Consider the following 18,774-nt stretch of genomic DNA (forward strand, 5'->3'; position numbering starts at 1 on the left):
TCATGCATCGTTTACACGCTTACCCGGATCTGCGCGCGATGTTTCGTCGCCTGCTGATCGCTACGCTCATCGGTATTCTCGCGGCGCTGGCTGTCGCCGCCTTCCGTCATGCGATGCAATTGCTGGAGTGGATTTTCCTGAGTAATGACACCGGCAGTCTGGTGAATGCGGCTGAGGGGCTTTCGCCCTGGCGACGGCTGATTACGCCGGCGCTTGGCGGCCTGGCCGCTGGTCTGTTGCTGTGGGGGTGGCAAAAAATGAACCAACAGCGCCCCCATGCGCCCACTGACTATATGGAAGCATTGCAAACCGACGGGCAATTTGACGTTGGCGCCAGTCTGGTGAAATCGCTGGCCTCGCTGCTGGTCGTGGTCAGCGGCAGCGCAATTGGTCGCGAAGGCGCAATGATCCTCCTCGCCTCGCTGGCGGCATCCAGCTTTGCCCGACGCTTCACGCCGCGTGAGGAATGGAAATTATGGATCGCCAGCGGCGCCGCTGCGGGCATGGCGGGCGCTTACCATGCGCCGCTGGCGGGCAGCCTGTTTATCGCGGAAATCCTGTTCGGTACCTTAATGCTGGCTTCCCTCGGCCCGGTTGTCGTTTCCGCCGTCGTCGCCCTACTAACCACCCATGTATTAAACGGTAGCGATTCACTACTCTATACCGTACATCTGACCGTTGATCTCCACGCGCGGGAGTACGTCATGATAGTCAGTACCGGCCTGGTCGCCGGTCTGTGCGGTCCGTTGCTGATGTGGCTGATGACGGCCAGCCATAATAGTTTCTTACGCTTAAAATTGTCCCCGCCCTGGCAACTGGCGCTGGGCGGGCTTATTGTCGGATTACTGTCGTTACTCACGCCCACGGTATGGGGAAACGGCTATAGCGTCGTACAATCATTTTTGCTCTCTCCGCCGCTATTCTCGCTGATTGGCGGAATTTTTGTGTGCAAAATCCTGGCGGTGCTCGCCAGCAGCGGGTCTGGCGCGCCGGGCGGCGTCTTTACGCCAACATTATTTGTCGGATTATCAATTGGAATGTTTCTGGGTCGGATATGGGGATTCTGGCTGCCAGGCTCGGATGAAATAGCAATTTTATTGGGGCTGGCGGGTATGGCGACGCTACTGGCGGCGACAACCCATGCGCCGATAATGTCCACCCTGATGATTTGTGAAATGACCGGCGAGTATCAGTTACTCCCCGGTCTGCTGATTGCCTGTGTAGTCGCGTCAGTGCTCTCGCGAACGTTACGCCATGATTCTATCTACCGCCAGCACGCTGCCGAGCATTGACAAACGAATATACTGCCCCAGCTCACGCTGCTCGGCGCGCGGCAGGTACGGCAACTCGCCAATCAGCGGCGCTGGCAGTTTTTTCCCAAGCACATCAATAATTTCAGCATAATGCGCCAGGCCAGGATTGATACGATTCGCCACCCAGCCAATTAATGGCAGTCCATCGTTAGCGACAGCTTGCGCAGTCAGTAGCGCATGATTAATGCACCCCTCCTGAATCCCTACCACCATCAATACCGGTAACTGTTCCTGTACCACCCATTCGGACAATGGACGTAAATCATTCATCAAACTACGCCAGCCGCCAGTACCCTCCACAACCACGTGGTCCACTTTATCGCTCAGGCTCGCCAGACCGTTGGACAGCAAGGTGTAATTTATAGGACAGCTATGCGCGACGCTGCTTTCTTCTTCGCTTAACGCGATCGGATTAATCGCCTCATACGGCAACTCCAGCGAAGAGACGCTTTGCAATACCAGCGCGTCTTTGTTGCGCATCCCTTCTGCAGTCTCTTTGCTCCCTTTAGCGACAGGTTTATACCCTGCAACGCTCTTACCACCCGACGCTAACGCTTGTAGTAATGCGCGGGAAACCACCGTCTTCCCAACAGAAGTGTCTGTACCTGTAATAAAGAAACGCTTCAGCATCACTAACTCCACCGTTATGCTTCGAAAATATAAGCCAGGAAAATAATACAGTGGAGAAAGTCTAAGATATGGCAAGGGCAATCAGCTTGAGTTAGCGCAAATTTTTGTACAACAGTTAAAAAATGTTAACCCTGTAATAGACGAATCAACAAAGAGCCGTTATACATCGCGTCTTTTACCAACGCCGCCCCGGCCATCGTGCCCTGGTTGGTAAACTGCGTGCTTTCCACTACCGTATTCCTACTGTAGGCGGGCAGCGCCTGCTGACGGATACTGTCAGCAATGGCCGGAAAAAGGATATCAGCCGCTTTACTTAGCGGCGAACCAATAAGAATTTTTTGCGGATTAAATAAATTCACCATGATAGCCAGAATGCGTCCGACATGCGTGCCAACGCCGCTAATAATATCTTTTGCTAATAGATCTCCCTGCATCGCCGCCTGACACAGTGAATCTACCGTTAACGGCTGGCCGTGCAACATTGAACTCATCGACTGATTAAGCCGAAGCTGCGTAAGTTCCAGCACGCTATCGACGCTGGCGATGGTCTCCAGACAGCCATGATTACCGCAATAACAGCGCTTACCATAAGGATCGACCTGGGTATGCCCAATCTCTACCAGACTGCTACTGCCCGCATGAAGCAAATGACCGTCGGTGATAACGCCCGCCCCCACATTATGATCAATCACCACCTGGATAACGTCGCGCGCGCCGCGTGAAGCGCCAAAAAGCGCCTCTGCCATCGTCCAGGCGCTAATATCATGCTGAATGTAAACCGGTACGCCGGTGTGCCGCTCCAGCGCATCTCCCAAAGGCATCTCTTTGACGTCTTCATAATACGGCATCCGGTGCACAACGCCGTTTTCGGTATCGATAATGCCCGGTAACGTAATGGCAATGGAGGTCAGACGCTCCAGTTTCTGCTGATGGCGGGTAAAAAACCGATCAACGTGCGTAATAATTCGCTCAAGCAACGGCGTGGCTTCGGTTAACGGCAGCGGCAGACACTCTTCTACCACCAGTTTGCTGCTAAGATCGCGCAGCGCAAGGAAAATTTCGCCACGGCTAATACGAATAGATAAATAGTGCCAGGCCTCCGTTTCCACCATCAGCCCGACGGCGGGACGTCCACGACTGCCCGCCTCTTTAATTTCAAGTTCCTGAACCAAATGCGCTTCCAGCATTTCGCGAACAATTTTCGTAATACTGGCAGGCGCCAACTGCGCCAGACGAGACAGGTCAATTCGCGATACCGGTCCGAGCTGATCAATCAGGCGATACACTGCGCCAGCATTGGTCTGCTTAATTTGATCGATATGCCCAGGCTGACTATCAGCAACCACCGCTCACTCCCTTTATTTTCGCGCTCCGAAATAATCTGTGTGCTATGGTGAAACACTTCAATACTCGCCGTCAACTTTTTGCTTAGCCGTGTGATTAACTGCACATTTTCACCCTTTTTAAGCGTAATTAATCCCGTCGGGCAGCCAGTAATAGCAGTTGGCAAAACCGCTGTACGGCATGACTCTGTTCATGATGCTTCGGCCATACCAGCCACATTTCAGATACGGCGTCCTCTTCTGCCAGGGGAACCCAGCGCATCTCGCTCATCTGTACACGCTTAAAGGATGCCGGCAGAATCGAGACACCCAGTCCCGCCGCCACCAGACCGATAATGGTCATTGCCTCGCCAACCTCCTGCGTGATGGTCGGCGACAGGTTATAGCGCCGCATCAGGCCGAGAATATCGTCGTAGAGGCCCGTCCCGACATGCGGATCGAAAAAGACGAAAGGTTCTTCCGCCAGTTCTGTCAGACTGACGACCGGCTTTTGCGCCAGCCGATGTTCGCGCGGGATCATGGCCATAAGCGGCTCATGCAAAATCACCTCGCGATTAAGTGTGTCGGGCAGCGGCGTATTCCGCAGCAAGCCAATATCCAGTACGCCTTCGTTGAGCGGCGCGATTTGCTCACGCGTATTCATTTCACGCGTTTGCATATGCACTCCCGGATAGGACTGGCGGAACAACGAAAAGGTATGCGATACCGCCCGAATAAAAGGCGCTGAAGACGTAAAGCCAATACGGATTTCACCCGCTTCGCCCTGATGCAGCCGCTCGGCGCGAGCGGCGGCGTCGTTTACCAGACTCAGGATGTGTCGGCTGTCCACCAGAAACTGTCGCCCGGCGGCCGTTAACGCTACGCTGCGGTTGGTCCGCGCCAGTAATCGCGCGCCGACCTGCTGCTCCAGAATTTGTATCTGCTGACTGAGCGGCGGCTGCGAGATATTGAGGCGCGCGGCGGCGCGACCAAAATGCAGCTCTTCTGCTACCGCCACAAAGTAACGTAAATGACGTAATTCGATATTCATATTTTTAACGTCTTATTTGAGACAATTAATATATTAGACAGAATATTTTGCTTTTTCTATGCTTTACATGTCGGTTATACCCGTCTCCTGTTGACGGAGATGTAAAGCAAGGATTTAACGTGAGTCGTACAACTATTCTCGATGACGCCACGGCGAGCGATATCGATGAACAACGCCATTCTCAGCCGGTTCAATTTATTAAACGCGGTACAGCGCCTTTCATGCGCGTCACGCTGGCCCTTTTTTCCGCGGGCCTGGCGACTTTCGCGCTCCTTTATTGCGTTCAGCCTATACTACCGGTACTTTCCCAGGAGTTTGGCGTCTCCCCCGCCAGCAGCAGCGTTTCACTTTCTATTTCTACCGCCATGCTGGCTATCGGCTTACTTTTTACCGGCCCGCTTTCTGATGCGATAGGCCGTAAACCGGTGATGGTCACCGCCTTGTTATTAGCCTCCTGCTGCACATTGTTATCAACCATGATGACCAGCTGGCATGGTATTCTGATTATGCGTGCGCTGATCGGTCTGTCGTTAAGCGGCGTCGCCGCGGTGGGAATGACCTACCTGAGTGAAGAAATCCATCCCAGCTTTGTCGCTTTCTCCATGGGGCTCTATATTAGCGGTAATTCCATCGGCGGGATGAGCGGGCGTTTATTAAGCGGCGTCATGACCGACTTTTTTAACTGGCGCATCGCGCTGGCGGCCATCGGATGCTTTGCGCTGGCGTCAGCACTGATGTTCTGGAAGATTTTACCCGCCTCGCAACATTTCCGTCCCACGTCGCTACGGCCTAAAACGCTATTTATTAATTTCCGTCTCCACTGGCGCGATCGGGGGTTACCTCTGCTGTTCGCGGAAGGCTTTTTACTGATGGGCGCGTTCGTCACCCTGTTTAACTACATTGGCTATCGCCTGATGCTCTCCCCCTGGGAATTAAGCCAGGCCGTGGTCGGACTGTTATCCGTAGCCTATCTCACCGGCACATGGAGCTCGCCGAAAGCTGGCGCAATGACCTCACGCTATGGCCGGGGGCCGGTGATGCTGTTCTCTACCGCAGTAATGCTGGGTGGGCTTTTACTGACGCTTTTTACCTCGCTTTGGCTGATTTTTGCCGGGATGCTGCTTTTTTCCGCCGGCTTTTTCGCCGCGCACTCCGTGGCCAGTAGTTGGATTGGCCCGCGTGCGCGCCGGGCGAAGGGACAGGCCTCGTCACTTTATCTTTTCAGCTATTATCTGGGGTCCAGTATCGCCGGGACGCTAGGCGGCGTATTCTGGCATAGCTACGGCTGGAACGGCGTAGGTGGTTTTATCGCGCTAATGCTGGTGCTGGCCATCCTGGTCGGGACGCGGTTACATCATCGTCTTCACGCCTGAAAAGAAATAATCCGGCGATAGCAACGTGCGCTATCGCCGGGCTGGTTTCACGCCACGACTCACTGTTCACCATAGACCTGTCAGGCTTGATACGCCCATAACTTCTCTGATTGCATCCAGCGCCAGAAGCGTAAATACCACCCAGATTATCGGATTCATATACGGTGTGCCTGTTATTCTGGAGGGCGGATATTACCGACTCTGCGACCAAAAATAACGGCCGGTAACGTAAAGCTACCTATTATGGTGGGGGCTGACATCACGTTACCGGGGGATTGTACATAGCGTTACATGCCGAAACCAATCACTCACGGAAGCCTTTTGATAACAGCGATATAGTCATTTCACCGGCCCCGCAGTGGGGTTGAATGAAAACCAAATCGAGGGTATCAAAATGAAAAAAGTATTAGCTCTGGTTGTTGCCGCTGCAATGGGTCTCTCTTCCGCAGCATTCGCGGCTGAGACTGCAACGCCTGCGAAAACCGCAACGCCTGCCAAAACAACCCAGAACACCCAGCACCACAAAAAACAGCATAAAAAAACCGTTGAGCAAAAAGCGCAAGCGGCTAAAAAGCACCAGAAAAAAGATGGCAAAAAAGCCCCAGCCAAATCTACGTCAAAAACAACTTCGCAGCCGGCTGCGTAAGTCGTAACATGCTGCGGCGCGCCCCCGCGCCCGTTTTTACGGCGCTAAATTGTTCTGGTTTAGCGCCGCCTTCCGGGAGGGCAAAAAAGTGTCTCGCTACCGCTTTGAGCTCATTCTTATCGTGCTTATTTTATGCGCCGTTATTGCCACGCATTTCTATCTTTCCTGAGTGTAGTTATCTGATTTTACTCCCACTTTCTTACCGTCACGTCTATAGTAGTACTGAGGGTTTGTTGTTAATAATCATAATTACCCACCAGAGTGTGATATGCATAAAACCATTGCTGTATTACTGGGCATAGTGTGTTTTTTACCGGTTATGGCGAAAGCCGGGGGGGCTGAAACAGACGCCACGGATGCCAGCGACGTTAAAACGCTTTTTTTTAACCATGACGATCGGGTGCCCGTCGCCGATCCTACCCAATCGCCGTGGGATGCCATCGGGCAACTAGAGACCGCCAGCGGTAATTTGTGTACGGCAACGCTTATCTCCCCGCATATCGCCCTGACAGCAGGTCACTGCCTGCTAACGCCACCGAAAGGAAAACCAGACAAGGCGGTTGCGCTGCGTTTTGTGGCGCGAAAAGGAGTATGGCGCTATGAAATCCACGGCATTGAAGGCCGCGTTGAACCGTCGCTGGGCCGACGTCTGAAAGCGGATGGCGATGGCTGGATTGTGCCGCCTGCCGCGGCAAGCTGGGATTTTGGTCTGGTAATATTGCGCTACCCACCTTCCGGTATCACGCCAGTGCCTTTATTTACCGGCGATAAAGCGGCGCTCACTGCGGCGTTGAAAGCCGCAGACCGAAAAGTCACGCAGTCCGGTTATCCGGAAGATCATCTGGATGCGCTCTATTCCCATCAGGATTGCGTCGTGACCGGCTGGGCGCAGAATGCCGTACTCTCACACCAGTGCGACACGTTACCTGGCGACAGCGGCTCGCCGCTCTTATTGCACACGGATAGCGGATGGCAGCTCATTGGCGTACAAAGCTCCGCCCCTGCGGCTAAAGATCGCTGGCGCGCCGATAACCGCGCTATATCCGTCACCGGCTTTCGCGATAAGCTGAAAGCCCTGGCGCAGGACTAATACGCGAATCGCTGCCTGACCGGCAGCGATCGTCTCAGGCAAATTTGATCATGACCATTCCGGCGAGCAGCAATATCACGCCAACCCAGCCTTTGGGATTTAAGCGCTGGCCGAAGAGCACCCAGCCCGCCGCCAGCGTGGCGGCAATACCAAAACCGCCCCATAACGCATACGCCACCGACAGGTCTATCCCTTTTACCGCCTGGGAAAGCGCGCTGAAGGCGGCCAGAACAGCGGCAAGCGATAAGATGCCATAGCATTTACGGCGAAAGCCGTCCGAAAATTTCAACAGTACGTTAGCCGCGATTTCCAGCATTATTGCCAACCCAAGCCAGGCGCCGTGTATCCATTCAAATTGTTGCACGAGTCGCCTCCTTCACCGGTTTGCCGGGTTTACGCGTCCCTGATTTGATCAATACGATGCCGGCGACCAGCGTCAGCAAGCCGGCAATCTTCATGGTTGATAATGCTTCATCAAATAGCAGCACGCTAAAAATGGTAATAAATAAAATGCCGATCCCTTCCCATAAGGCATACGCTACACCCAGGGCAATCTTTTTTACCGCAAAAGAAAGAAATATATATGACAGCGTGATCATCACCAGCATTAAAATAAAACCCGCATTGCCATTACCCACGCTAGCCCATTTCATTGAGAGCGTGCCGGTAATTTCAGTCGCGATAGCCAGAGCTAATAAAATCCAGTAAAACATGACACTTCTCCTGCATGAGAATATACTCTTTCGAGTCTGCTGCACGCAGCAAACTAAAAAATAAAATCAGTTAGCACAGCGCGTTGCGCCAGCTCAGGCAGAAGTGAGAGACTAAAGTGCGTTACGCCAGTGCTGCTCGCCGATAAGCAGGAAAAAGGAGGTAGAGTGAAGATGCGTTTGCGTGGAGAAAAAAGCGCTGAACATATTGTCCATAATATTACAATTATCCGCAGTGTTGCTTCTCGTCATCGCGGATGATAATTGTCCTCGGTAGTTGAACACGCCTGATTTGTATCATAAGCCAGGAATTAACTCAAAATATTTTCACTTCTTTACCTGAAGTGTTTGATTTTAACCAGAACAGGTCGACCGACATCACATTATTATTCGAGTCGGCATCAGAAAACAGGGACTGATATGGCAAAACCGATCATCACGCTCAATGGTCTAAAAATCGTCATTATGCTGGGAATGCTGGTAGTTATTCTGAGCGGTATCCGCTTCGCCGCAGATATCATTGTTCCCTTTATTTTGGCGTTATTTATTGCAGTCGTTCTCAATCCCGTTGTGCAACGGATGACCCGATGCCGAATTCCGCGCGTTATCGCAGTATCATTGCTCATTGTGATTATTGTTATGTTAATGGTACTGCTACTGGCCTATTTGGGGACATCATTAAATGAACTGGCTCGTACCCTACCGCAATATCGCTCCTCATTGGTGATACCGTTGCAACGTATTGAACCGTGGTTACAGCGAGCAGGCATTGGCGTGTCGGTTGATGAGCTGGCGAAATATATCGATCCAAACGCCGCCATGACTCTGGTAACGAACCTGCTCACCCAGCTGTCCAATGCCATGTCGTCCATCTTTTTATTGTTATTGACCGTGGTATTTATGCTGCTGGAGGTTCCACAATTGCCTGAAAAACTGCAGCAGATGATGAGCCGTCCGGTGGAGGGCATGGCGGCAATTCAACGCGCGCTTGATAGCGTTTCCCATTATCTGGTGTTAAAAACAGCGATCAGTATCGTGACGGGGTTGGTCGCATGGGGCATGCTGGCCGCACTGGATGTCCGCTTCGCCTTTGTCTGGGGTCTACTGGCCTTCGCGCTGAACTATATTCCTAATATTGGATCGGTGCTCGCTGCCCTGCCGCCCATTATTCAGGTGCTGGTATTTAACGGGTTTTATGATGCGCTGCTGGTGCTGGCAGGCTATCTGCTGATTAATCTGGTCTTCGGCAATATCCTTGAGCCACGTATCATGGGACGTGGTTTAGGCCTTTCAACCTTAGTGGTATTTTTGTCGTTAATTTTCTGGGGCTGGCTATTAGGTCCGGTGGGTATGTTGCTCTCCGTTCCGTTAACCATCATTGTCAAAATCGCCCTCGAACAGACCACCGGCGGGCAGAGTATCGCTGTTCTGCTTAGCGATTTAAACAAAAGATAAAATGCAATACATACACAAAATCATTCAAGATGCCTCGCGGCGGCAAGGGAAGAAATCCCCGGGAGCATAGATAACGATGTGACCGGGGTTTCTGAGCGCAGCCAACAAAGAGGCGGTTTAAAGGATGAAGTGTATAAAAACGGCCTCCGAAGAGGCCGCCGCACGTTTAAAAGATTAAAGCGCTTTCAGAATTGCATCCACGCTGGCTTTGGCATCGCCAAACAGCATTTGCGTATTCTCTTTAAAGAACAGCGGGTTCTGCACACCAGCATAACCAGTATTCATTGAACGCTTAAAGACCACGACATTCTGTGCTTTCCACACTTCGAGAACCGGCATACCGGCGATCGGGCTGCGGGGATCGTCTTGCGCCGCCGGGTTCACCGTATCGTTCGCGCCAATCACCAGCACGGTATCGGTATCGGCGAAATCATCATTGATCTCGTCCATTTCCAGCACGATGTCATAAGGCACTTTCGCCTCCGCCAACAGCACGTTCATATGCCCCGGCAGGCGACCCGCCACCGGATGAATGCCGAAACGCACGTTGATACCGCGTGCACGCAGTTTTTCGGTGATTTCCGCCACCGGATACTGCGCCTGCGCCACCGCCATCCCGTACCCCGGCGTAATAATGACGGAGTGGGAGTTTTTCAGCATCTCAGCGGTCTCTTCCGCCGTAATTTCGCGATGTTCGCCAGCTTCCTGATCGTCGCCTGTTGAGGAGCCGTCAGTACCGAACCCACCGGCAATAACGCTGATGAAAGAGCGGTTCATCGCTTTACACATAATGTAAGACAGGATCGCGCCTGACGAACCGACCAGCGCGCCGGTCACAATCAGCAAATCGTTGCTCAACATGAAGCCAGCCGCCGCGGCAGCCCAACCGGAATAGGAGTTCAGCATTGAAACAACCACCGGCATGTCCGCCCCGCCGATAGAAGCGACCAGATGCCAACCAAACGCCAGCGCGATAATGGTCATCAGCAGCAGCGCCAGAACCTGTAGACCCACGCTTTCGGTACGAACAAAAACCAGCAGCAACAGGAAAGAAACAACCAGCGCCGCCAGGTTCATTTTGTGACGGTTAGGCAACATCAACGGCTTAGAAGAGATTTTGCCGCGCAGTTTACCAAACGCTACGATCGATCCAGTGAAAGTGACTGCGCCAATAAAGATACCGAGGAAGACTTCGGTCAGATGGATATTCACCAGCACCGGCGCCAGACTGGCGTCATGGTACAGATAGCTGTTAAAACCAACCAGTACCGCTGCCAGGCCCACGAAACTGTGCAGAATCGCGACCAGCTCCGGCATCTCGGTCATCTCAACTTTTTTCGCCATGCGGATGCCAATCGCGCCGCCAATAATCATGGCGACCAGAATCCATGCCACGTTGCCGGTATCCGGCCCGAAAATGGTCGCCAGCAACGCGATCGCCATCCCGGCAATACCGAAGTTATTCCCCTGGCGGGACGTTTCATGCTTTGAAAGCCCGGCAAGACTGAAAATAAACAGGATCGCGGCAACAATGTATGCAGCTGTAACTAATCCTCCAGACATGTGTTACCCCTTAGTTTTTCCGGAACATTTTCAGCATACGCTGAGTCACGGTGAAGCCACCGAAAATATTAATGCTGGCGATAAGCACCGCGATAAAGCTCAGGAAGCTGACCCAGCCGCCCTGACCAATTTGCAATAATGCCCCGACAACAATAATCCCTGAAATTGCGTTGGTCACCGACATTAATGGCGTATGAAGCGCATGAGACACGTTCCACACCACGTAATAACCAACCACGCAGGCGAGCGCAAACACGGTAAAATGGCCGAGGAACTCCTTTGGCGCGACATCGGCCAGCCAGCCAAAAAGAATGATCGCCAGCGCCATTAACGCATACTTCCGCCAGGGTGAAGTGGGCTTTTCCGGCTCTTTTGGCGCAGGTGCTGCTTTAGGCGCGGCCTGTGGCTGCGCGGAAACCTGGATTGGCGGCGCAGGCCAGGTAATGTCGCCGTCGCGAATCACCGTCACGCCACGGATCACGACATCGTCAAAATCCACGTCAATATTGCCGTCTTTCTCTTTGCACAGCAGCTTCAGCAGGTTAACCAGGTTGGTGCCATAAAGCTGGGATGACTGCGTCGGCAAACGCCCCGGTAGATCGGTGTAGCCAATCACTTTTACGCCATTGTCCGTCGTCACAACCTGATTGGCGACGGTATATTCGCAGTTACCGCCATTCTGCGCGGCCAGGTCGACAATCACGCTGCCAGCCTTCATAGAATCGACCATATCGCGGGTAATCAGCTTCGGCGCAGGTTTGCCCGGAATCAACGCGGTGGTAACAATGATATCGACTTCTTTGGCCTGGGCGGCAAAGAGCGCCATTTCCGCTTTGATAAACGCCTCGGACATCACTTTGGCGTAACCATCGCCGCTACCGGCTTCCTCTTTAAAATCCAGTTCGAGGAACTCAGCCCCCATACTCTGGACCTGCTCTTTGACTTCAGGACGAGTGTCAAACGCGCGGACAATCGCCCCCAGGCTGTTTGCCGCGCCGATAGCCGCAAGACCGGCTACGCCCGCGCCAATCACCATCACCTTCGCCGGCGGCACTTTCCCGGCGGCGGTGATTTGCCCGGTAAAGAAGCGCCCAAATTCATGCGCGGCCTCTACAATGGCGCGATAACCCGCGATATTCGCCATTGAGCTTAACGCGTCGAGCGACTGCGCGCGGGAAATACGCGGCACGGAGTCCATCGCCATCACCGTAACCTTACGTTCGGCAAGTTTCTCCATTAACCCAGGATTTTGCGCAGGCCAGATAAAACTGACCAGCGTAGTCCCGGGGTTCAGTAAAGCGATTTCCTCTTCTTCAGGCGCATTAACCTTGAGAATAATTTCCGACTGCCAGATAGCATTGCCGTCTACAATATCCGCGCCAGCCTGCGCAAACGCTTTGTCGTCAAAACTTGCCAGTTGACCCGCCCCGCTTTCGATAGCGACGCTAAACCCCAGCTTCAGTAGCTGCTCTACCGTTTTCGGCGTCGCAGCGACACGGGTTTCATTGGGTAACCGCTCTTTTGGTATGCCAATTCGCATAAATGTTCCCTTCCATCGATATTTTTGATGATGGTTTGTCAGTAAGCGCGAGAAGCGTACGCCTGCCCGCGTTTGAGGTAAATGTTACCCCAGCAGAATAAAACCGTTACAAACTCTCTATAACCTACTGAAAATAACGCCTGTGATCTAGCGCCAAAAAACAGAATTTTTTATCAAATTTGCAAAACATGAACGATTCAGCCGCTAAGCAGCCATAATGCCTTGAAAATGGCCTGCGAGGGCTGATAATTCGCTCAAATTTGACAGCAAAACATCATTAAACCCCTGGCGCGATCAAGAAATTAACATTAAATTAACTTATTAAATTTATGCGCTTCATTAGCTTAGCCGCCCGGACGCCGTTTTTTTCGACATATCGGCAAATGTTATCATCAAAGATAGGATACATGACACGATGCGTGAAAAATCCCGCAGACATCCATATGGTTTAAATGCAATAATCAGCCACGTTTCTAGTCAATAACAATACCAGTACCTGGTTTGCGCAAGGCGAAGGATTATTTTTATGAAGCTTAAGAACACTCTCCTGGCGTCGGCTCTGCTTTCTGCGGCTGCTTTTTCTGTCCATGCAGCAACAGAACTGACGCCGGAGCAAGCGGCTGCACTAAAACCTTATGATCGCATCGTTATTACCGGTCGTTTTAATGCTATTGGCGATGCGGTCTCCGCCGTGTCCCGCCGCGCAGATAAAGAAGGCGCAGCCTCCTTCTATGTTGTCGACACCTCGGAGTTCGGCAACAGTGGTAACTGGCGTGTTGTGGCGGACGTGTATAAAGCCGACGCGCCGAAAGCCGACGCGCCCAAAAATCGTGTCATTAATGGCATCGTGGAATTACCGAAAGACCAGGCCGTACAATTAGAACCGTATGACACCGTCACCGTTCAGGGCTTCTACCGTAGCCAGCCGGAAGTTAACGATGCCATTACGAAAGCGGCGAAACAAAAAGGCGCATACGCTTTCTATATTGTTCGTCAGATAGATGCGAATCAGGGCGGAAACCAGCGCATCACTGCATTTATCTATAAACAAGATGCGAAAAAACGCATCGTCCAGAGCCCGGACGCTATTCCGGCAGACTCTGAAGCTGGCCGCGCTGCGCTGGCTCAGGGCGGCGAAGCTGCGAAGAAAGTCGAAATTCCAGGCGTCGCCACGTCAGCCTCGCCGAGCGCCGAAGTAGGCCGTTTCTTCGAAACGCAATCCTCCAAAGGCGGGCGTTACACTGTCACACTACCGGATGGCACAAAAGTTGAGGAGCTGAATAAAGCGACGGCTGCGATGATGGTGCCTTTCGACAGCGTTAAGTTCACCGGCAACTACGGCAATATGACAGAAATCTCCTACCAGGTCGCCAAACGCGCGGCGAAGAAAGGCGCTAAGTATTATCATATTACGCGTCAGTGGCAGGAGCGCGGTAATAACATCACCATCAGCGCCGACCTCTATAAATAAGGCGCGCGTCGCCATCAGGCTTTCTCGCCGGATGGCGGCATACCTGCCTTATCAGGCCTACACGATCGTTCAACGGCAGGCCTGATAAGCCACCATCCGGCACTTTCTCGCGGGATGCCAGTTCCGTCAAATATCGCGATGAATCTCACTTTTCGCTTTTTTGGCGATAAATCTTATCCAGGCCGTTGCATGCGGTCCCTTCTCTCCGTAAAATCCCGCGCCTTAGTGGCTTTCACCATTTTTATGCGTTTTGCCATAATAATTATTCTTCCAATTTCATTTTTATAGCTGGATACCAATGGAAAAAAAACTGGGACTGAGCGCGCTGACCGCGCTGGTTTTAAGCTCAATGCTTGGCGCAGGTGTTTTCAGTCTGCCCCAGAATATGGCCGCCGTTGCCAGTCCGGCTGCGTTGTTAATTGGCTGGGCCATTACCGGCGTGGGGATACTCTTACTGGCATTCGCCATGTTAATCCTTACGCGCATTCGCTCCGAGCTTGACGGCGGTATCTTTACTTACGCCCGCGAAGGCTTCGGCGAACTGATTGGCTTTTGTTCTGCCTGGGGCTATTGGCTGTGCGCGGTCATCGCCAACGTATCCTATTTGGTTATCGTCTTTTCAGCGCTGAGTTTCTTTACCGATACGCCTGCCCTGCGTCTGTTTGGTGACGGTAATACCTGGCAGGCTATTGTCGGCGCTTCAGTCTTGCTCTGGATTGTCCATTTCCTCATCCTGCGCGGCGTACAAACGGCAGCCAGCATCAATCTGGTCGCGACTCTGGCGAAACTGTTGCCGCTCGGCGCGTTTATTGTGCTGGCTATCATGATGTTCAAACTGGATACCTTCACACTGGACTTCACTGGTGTTGAACTCGGTATTCCCGTATGGGAACAGGTCAAGAACACCATGCTTATTACGCTGTGGGTGTTTATTGGCGTTGAAGGCGCCGTCGTCGTCTCGGCCCGAGCGAAAAATAAACGCGATGTAGGCCGCGCCACGCTACTGGCGGTCCTCGCGGCGCTGGGAATATATCTCCTGGTCACGCTGCTTTCTCTTGGCGTTCTGGCGCGTCCGGAACTGGCGGAGATGCGTAACCCGTCGATGGCCGGACTAATGGTAAAAATGATGGGGCCGTGGGGAGAAATTATTATTGCAGCGGGACTGATTGTGTCTGTCTGCGGGGCTTATCTAAGCTGGACTATTATGGCGGCGGAGGTGCCATTTCTGGCGGCAGCCTATAAATCCTTCCCGGGCATCTTCGCGCGACAAAATGCGCAAGGCGCGCCTTCTGCATCGTTATGGCTCACCAATATCTGTGTGCAAATCTGTCTGGTGCTGATCTGGCTGACCGGTTCGGACTACAACACGCTATTGACGATTGCGTCAGAAATGATTCTGGTGCCCTACTTTCTGGTCGGCGCATTTCTGCTGAAGATTGCAACACGTCCCCTCCATCGGGCGGTCGGTATCGGAGCCTGTATTTATGGCTTATGGTTGTTATACGCGTCGGGTCCCATGCACCTGCTGCTGTCCGTCGTACTGTACGCGCCTGGATTACTGGTTTTCCTGTATGCGCGTCGGACGCACAAGCATGACAACGTATTAAATCGTCAGGAAGTCGTGCTGATTGGTTTATTGCTGGTCGCGGCGGTTCCGGCTACGTGGATGCTGGTGGGTTGACAACCTCCCCATCGTAATATCCGTCTGTATTACGATGGGGAAACCACGGTCTTTGCCAATATTAATGCCATTTAATCCAGCAAAAAATCAGCAGCCACGCGCTTAGCCCCCAGCAGACCACCGCACCGCCAAGCGCGACGGGCAGGCGCATCACGCCGCTGAAATACCATAGCGTTGCAAGATAAATGAAATAAGGAATGATCGACCACATGCTAAAGACGATGGTGGTACGCATCGCGTCGATGCCCCGCTCGCTGGCCACGATATAGTGCGCGATAAGCGCAAACGTTGGAAACAGAGGAATTAATCCGGCGATATAATAATTTTTCGTTTTTGACAGCAGACCAATCAATACGACGACCAGCGCCCCCAGGGCAGCTTTAATCACGAGTCCCATTACCTTGCCTTAACACGCTAATAACAACAGCGTGTAGCATAACGGAACCGCTCTCGTTTAGAAAAGATTTATGGAAGGGAAAACAGAGGCGGTGTATGTTGGCGTTTTCTATTCTCCATTTATAATATGAACCGCATTGTATTTGTTGAAGACGACGCTGAAGTGGGTTCTCTCATTGCCGCTTATCTGGCGAAACATGATATTGATGTCATTGTTGAGCCGCGTGGTGACCGGGCGGAGGATCTTATCCTCACCACTCAGCCCGATCTGGTTTTACTGGATATTATGCTTCCAGGTAAAGATGGCATGACGATATGTCGCGATTTACGCCACCGCTGGCAAGGCCCGATTGTCCTGCTCACCTCGCTGGACAGTGATATGAATCATATTCTGGCGCTGGAGATGGGCGCCTGCGACTACATCCTCAAAACCACGCCTCCGGCCGTTTTGCTGGCGCGTCTGCGCTTACACCTGCGGCAAAGCGAACAAACGCAACAGGCAAAAAGTCTTCAGGAGAGCGCGCTTACGCCGCATAAAGCGCTGCGTTTTGGCGCGTTAACCATCGATCCCCTTAACCGGGCGGTCCAGCTCAATGGCGATTTCATATCGCTCTCCACCGCCGATTTTGAATTGCTCTGGGAACTGGCGACACACGCCGGACAAATTATGGATCGCGACGCGTTGCTAAAAACGCTGCGCGGCGTCAATTATGATGGTCTGGATCGCAGCGTGGATGTGGCGATTTCCCGCCTGCGTAAGAAACTGCTGGATAGCGCTGCTGAGCCCTATCGTATAAAGACCATTCGCAATAAAGGCTATCTTTTTGCCCCTCATGCCTGGGACGAAACGACGGGATAAGTTAGCCGACAAATTTTACCTGCCTTTATCAAGTCATAGTGGCGATGCTCATCACCGCCACTGTTCAAAAAACAGACATTGTATACATGAATGCTATTTTTATTAGTCGAAACGGCCCCTTTATTACCGTTTTCTCTGCGTTGTGGTTCATGATTACGTCTTTTTCGCTCAAGAAAGTTAAATTAAAAAAACTCGAAGCCAGTTCACAAAATTGATAACAGAATGTCTGCCCGCCGCTATATTGCCATCTTTTTTCGCAAATTGTGAAATAAAACAAATCACAGGCATGAATACATAATAACAAATATATTCACCATAAATATATGCGTTTCCGATAGTAACTTTTGTATTAATTAATAACATATAAGAAAAGTTAGCATTTGCTGAAATAATATTATTCAGATTAGGATGCCTTTGATTCAACGAATCTGTAGAAGTTCAATCTTTTGCAAATAAGTTAAGTTTTTAAGGATAAAAAAATGAAAAGAAAAGTATTGGCACTTGTCATCCCGGCTCTGCTGGCTGCTGGCGCAGCACACGCCGCTGAAATTTATAACAAAGACGGCAACAAACTGGACCTTTACGGGAAAGTAGACGGCCTGCACTATTTCTCTGATGACTCTTCTAAAGATGGCGATCAGACCTATATGCGTGTCGGCTTTAAAGGCGAAACGCAGATTAACGACCAACTGACCGGTTACGGCCAGTGGGAATATAACGTTCAGGCTAACACTACCGAAGGCGAAGGCGCTAATTCCTGGACTCGTCTGGCATTCGCCGGTCTGAAATTCGGCGACTACGGCTCATTCGACTATGGTCGTAACTACGGCGTCCTGTACGACGTGGAAGGCTGGACCGATATGCTGCCTGAGTTCGGCGGCGACTCCTATACTTACGCTGACAACTACATGACCGGTCGTGCTAACGGTGTGGCCACCTACCGTAACACTGATTTCTTCGGTCTGGTAGACGGTCTGAACTTCGCGTTGCAATATCAGGGTGCCAATGAAAACCAGGTTTCTCATGAGCAGGAAGGCACTAATAACGGTGGCGATCGTAACGTGAAGAACGCTAACGGTGACGGCTTCGGTATCTCATCAACTTATGATCTGGGTATGGGCGTAAGTTTCGGCGCGGCATATACCACTTCCGATCGTACTAATGAGCAGGTTAATTACTCTACCGCTGGCGGTGATAAAGCGGATGCATGGACTGTTGGTGCTAAATATGATGCCAATAATATCTATCTGGCCACAATGTATTCAGAAACCCGTAATATGACGCCTTACGGCAATGACGATTGCAGCTCATGCGTAGCGAATAAAACTCAGAACTATGAAGTAACTGCACAGTACCAATTTGATTTCGGTCTGCGTCCTGAAGTTTCTTTCCTGATGTCTAAAGGTAAGGATCTGAATATGCCTGGCACAGCAGCAAGCCCTGCTGGTACCAAAGACGATAAAGACCTGGTTAAATATGTTTCTGTTGGGACTACCTACTATTTCAACAAAAACTTCTCCACCTATGTTGATTATAAAATCAACCTGCTGGATGATGACGACCAGTTCTATAAAGATGCCGGTATCAGCACTGATGATATCGTCGCGCTGGGTATGGTTTACCAGTTCTAATTATTCATTAATTCTTCTCAAGCCCGCCGTTTCGGCGGGCTTT

The 18,774-nt window shown here is 51.8% G+C and carries 18 protein-coding genes; 9 read left to right on the forward strand and 9 right to left on the reverse strand.

The window, feature by feature from the left end:
* Positions 1–2 precede the first annotated feature (2 nt).
* Entirely contained in the window at positions 3–1,292 is a 1,290-nt protein-coding gene (gene clcB, locus ACH0VJ_RS02260) for a voltage-gated ClC-type chloride channel ClcB (protein WP_000554918.1), read from the forward strand.
* Here the strand turns inward: clcB and bioD are convergent.
* The 3 genes from bioD to ACH0VJ_RS02275 all read right to left on the reverse strand — a co-directional run bounded on the left by bioD (position 1,248) and on the right by ACH0VJ_RS02275 (position 4,316).
* Positions 1,248–1,943, reverse strand: a complete 696-nt coding sequence (gene bioD / locus ACH0VJ_RS02265; protein WP_000919206.1) for a dethiobiotin synthase — start codon at positions 1,941–1,943, stop codon at positions 1,248–1,250. The two genes, clcB and bioD, sit on opposite strands and share 45 nt — an antisense overlap.
* Positions 1,944–2,068: 125 nt before the next feature.
* The gene (gene mlc / locus ACH0VJ_RS02270; protein WP_000225095.1) at positions 2,069–3,289 is read right to left on the reverse strand and encodes a sugar metabolism global transcriptional regulator Mlc; all 1,221 of its coding nucleotides are present in this window, start codon (positions 3,287–3,289) and stop codon (positions 2,069–2,071) included.
* A 127-nt stretch (positions 3,290–3,416) separates the two neighbouring features.
* A complete protein-coding gene (locus tag ACH0VJ_RS02275; RefSeq protein ID WP_001019577.1) occupies positions 3,417–4,316 on the reverse strand; it encodes a LysR family transcriptional regulator in 900 nt (299 codons plus the stop codon).
* A gap of 119 nt (positions 4,317–4,435) precedes the next feature.
* Here ACH0VJ_RS02275 and ACH0VJ_RS02280 point away from each other — a divergent pair, with 119 nt between their 5' ends.
* Positions 4,436–5,689, forward strand: a complete 1,254-nt coding sequence (locus tag ACH0VJ_RS02280; protein ID WP_000091796.1) for an MFS transporter — start codon at positions 4,436–4,438, stop codon at positions 5,687–5,689.
* A 66-nt stretch (positions 5,690–5,755) separates the two neighbouring features.
* On the opposite strand, the gene ACH0VJ_RS02285 is transcribed toward ACH0VJ_RS02280, so the two are convergent.
* Positions 5,756–5,848: a KPN_01571 family protein gene (locus ACH0VJ_RS02285; protein WP_001068154.1), complete on the reverse strand. Its 93-nt coding sequence runs from the start codon at positions 5,846–5,848 to the stop codon at positions 5,756–5,758.
* 235 nt (positions 5,849–6,083) lie between these two features.
* Here ACH0VJ_RS02285 and asr point away from each other — a divergent pair, with 235 nt between their 5' ends.
* Both asr and ACH0VJ_RS02295 read left to right on the forward strand, forming a co-directional pair.
* Positions 6,084–6,335 carry an acid resistance repetitive basic protein Asr gene (gene asr / locus ACH0VJ_RS02290; protein WP_000756315.1) on the forward strand — a complete coding sequence of 84 codons (252 nt, stop codon included), beginning with the start codon at positions 6,084–6,086 and terminating at the stop codon, positions 6,333–6,335.
* Between the two features lie 268 nt (positions 6,336–6,603).
* Positions 6,604–7,425, forward strand: a complete 822-nt coding sequence (locus ACH0VJ_RS02295) for a serine protease (protein ID WP_000549641.1) — start codon at positions 6,604–6,606, stop codon at positions 7,423–7,425.
* Positions 7,426–7,459: 34 nt separating this feature from the next.
* Here the strand turns inward: ACH0VJ_RS02295 and mdtI are convergent, their stop codons facing one another.
* Positions 7,460–7,789 (reverse strand): multidrug/spermidine efflux SMR transporter subunit MdtI, encoded by a 330-nt coding sequence (gene mdtI / locus ACH0VJ_RS02300; RefSeq protein WP_001183821.1) that lies wholly within the window; start codon positions 7,787–7,789, stop codon positions 7,460–7,462.
* On the reverse strand, positions 7,776–8,138 hold the full coding sequence (gene mdtJ / locus ACH0VJ_RS02305) for a multidrug/spermidine efflux SMR transporter subunit MdtJ (RefSeq protein WP_000500278.1): 363 nt from the start codon (positions 8,136–8,138) through the stop codon (positions 7,776–7,778). The genes mdtI and mdtJ overlap by 14 nt, the downstream gene beginning before the upstream one ends.
* Before the next feature lie 417 nt (positions 8,139–8,555).
* Here mdtJ and ACH0VJ_RS02310 point away from each other — a divergent pair, with 417 nt between their 5' ends.
* Entirely contained in the window at positions 8,556–9,590 is a 1,035-nt protein-coding gene (locus tag ACH0VJ_RS02310) for an AI-2E family transporter (RefSeq protein ID WP_001118268.1), read from the forward strand.
* A gap of 174 nt (positions 9,591–9,764) precedes the next feature.
* On the opposite strand, the gene pntB is transcribed toward ACH0VJ_RS02310, so the two are convergent.
* Both pntB and pntA read right to left on the reverse strand, forming a co-directional pair.
* The gene (pntB, locus tag ACH0VJ_RS02315; protein WP_000014056.1) at positions 9,765–11,153 is read right to left on the reverse strand and encodes a Re/Si-specific NAD(P)(+) transhydrogenase subunit beta; all 1,389 of its coding nucleotides are present in this window, start codon (positions 11,151–11,153) and stop codon (positions 9,765–9,767) included.
* Positions 11,154–11,163: 10 nt separating this feature from the next.
* The gene (gene pntA, locus ACH0VJ_RS02320) at positions 11,164–12,693 is read right to left on the reverse strand and encodes a Re/Si-specific NAD(P)(+) transhydrogenase subunit alpha (RefSeq protein ID WP_001219362.1); all 1,530 of its coding nucleotides are present in this window, start codon (positions 12,691–12,693) and stop codon (positions 11,164–11,166) included.
* 526 nt (positions 12,694–13,219) lie between these two features.
* On the opposite strand from pntA, the gene ydgH reads away from it, so the two are divergent.
* Both ydgH and ACH0VJ_RS02330 read left to right on the forward strand, forming a co-directional pair.
* The gene (ydgH, locus tag ACH0VJ_RS02325) at positions 13,220–14,164 is read left to right on the forward strand and encodes a DUF1471 family protein YdgH (protein WP_000769294.1); all 945 of its coding nucleotides are present in this window, start codon (positions 13,220–13,222) and stop codon (positions 14,162–14,164) included.
* A 298-nt stretch (positions 14,165–14,462) separates the two neighbouring features.
* Positions 14,463–15,845, forward strand: coding sequence for an amino acid permease (locus tag ACH0VJ_RS02330; RefSeq protein WP_000412353.1), 1,383 nt, complete (start codon positions 14,463–14,465; stop codon positions 15,843–15,845).
* A 61-nt stretch (positions 15,846–15,906) separates the two neighbouring features.
* Here ACH0VJ_RS02330 and ACH0VJ_RS02335 read toward each other — a convergent pair whose 3' ends face one another.
* Positions 15,907–16,242, reverse strand: coding sequence for a GlpM family protein (locus tag ACH0VJ_RS02335; protein WP_000524877.1), 336 nt, complete (start codon positions 16,240–16,242; stop codon positions 15,907–15,909).
* A gap of 126 nt (positions 16,243–16,368) precedes the next feature.
* Between ACH0VJ_RS02335 and rstA the strand changes: the two genes are divergently transcribed.
* Together rstA and ompC are read left to right on the forward strand one after the other, a co-directional pair.
* On the forward strand, positions 16,369–17,100 hold the full coding sequence (gene rstA / locus ACH0VJ_RS02340; RefSeq protein ID WP_001080048.1) for a two-component system response regulator RstA: 732 nt from the start codon (positions 16,369–16,371) through the stop codon (positions 17,098–17,100).
* Positions 17,101–17,579: 479 nt separating this feature from the next.
* Positions 17,580–18,731, forward strand: coding sequence for a porin OmpC (gene ompC, locus ACH0VJ_RS02345; protein WP_000824315.1), 1,152 nt, complete (start codon positions 17,580–17,582; stop codon positions 18,729–18,731).
* Positions 18,732–18,774: the final 43 nt, after the last annotated feature.

The sequence above is a fragment of the Salmonella sp. 2020_1459 genome (genome assembly GCF_043847915.1).
Taxonomy (GTDB): Bacteria; Pseudomonadota; Gammaproteobacteria; order Enterobacterales; family Enterobacteriaceae; genus Salmonella; species Salmonella enterica.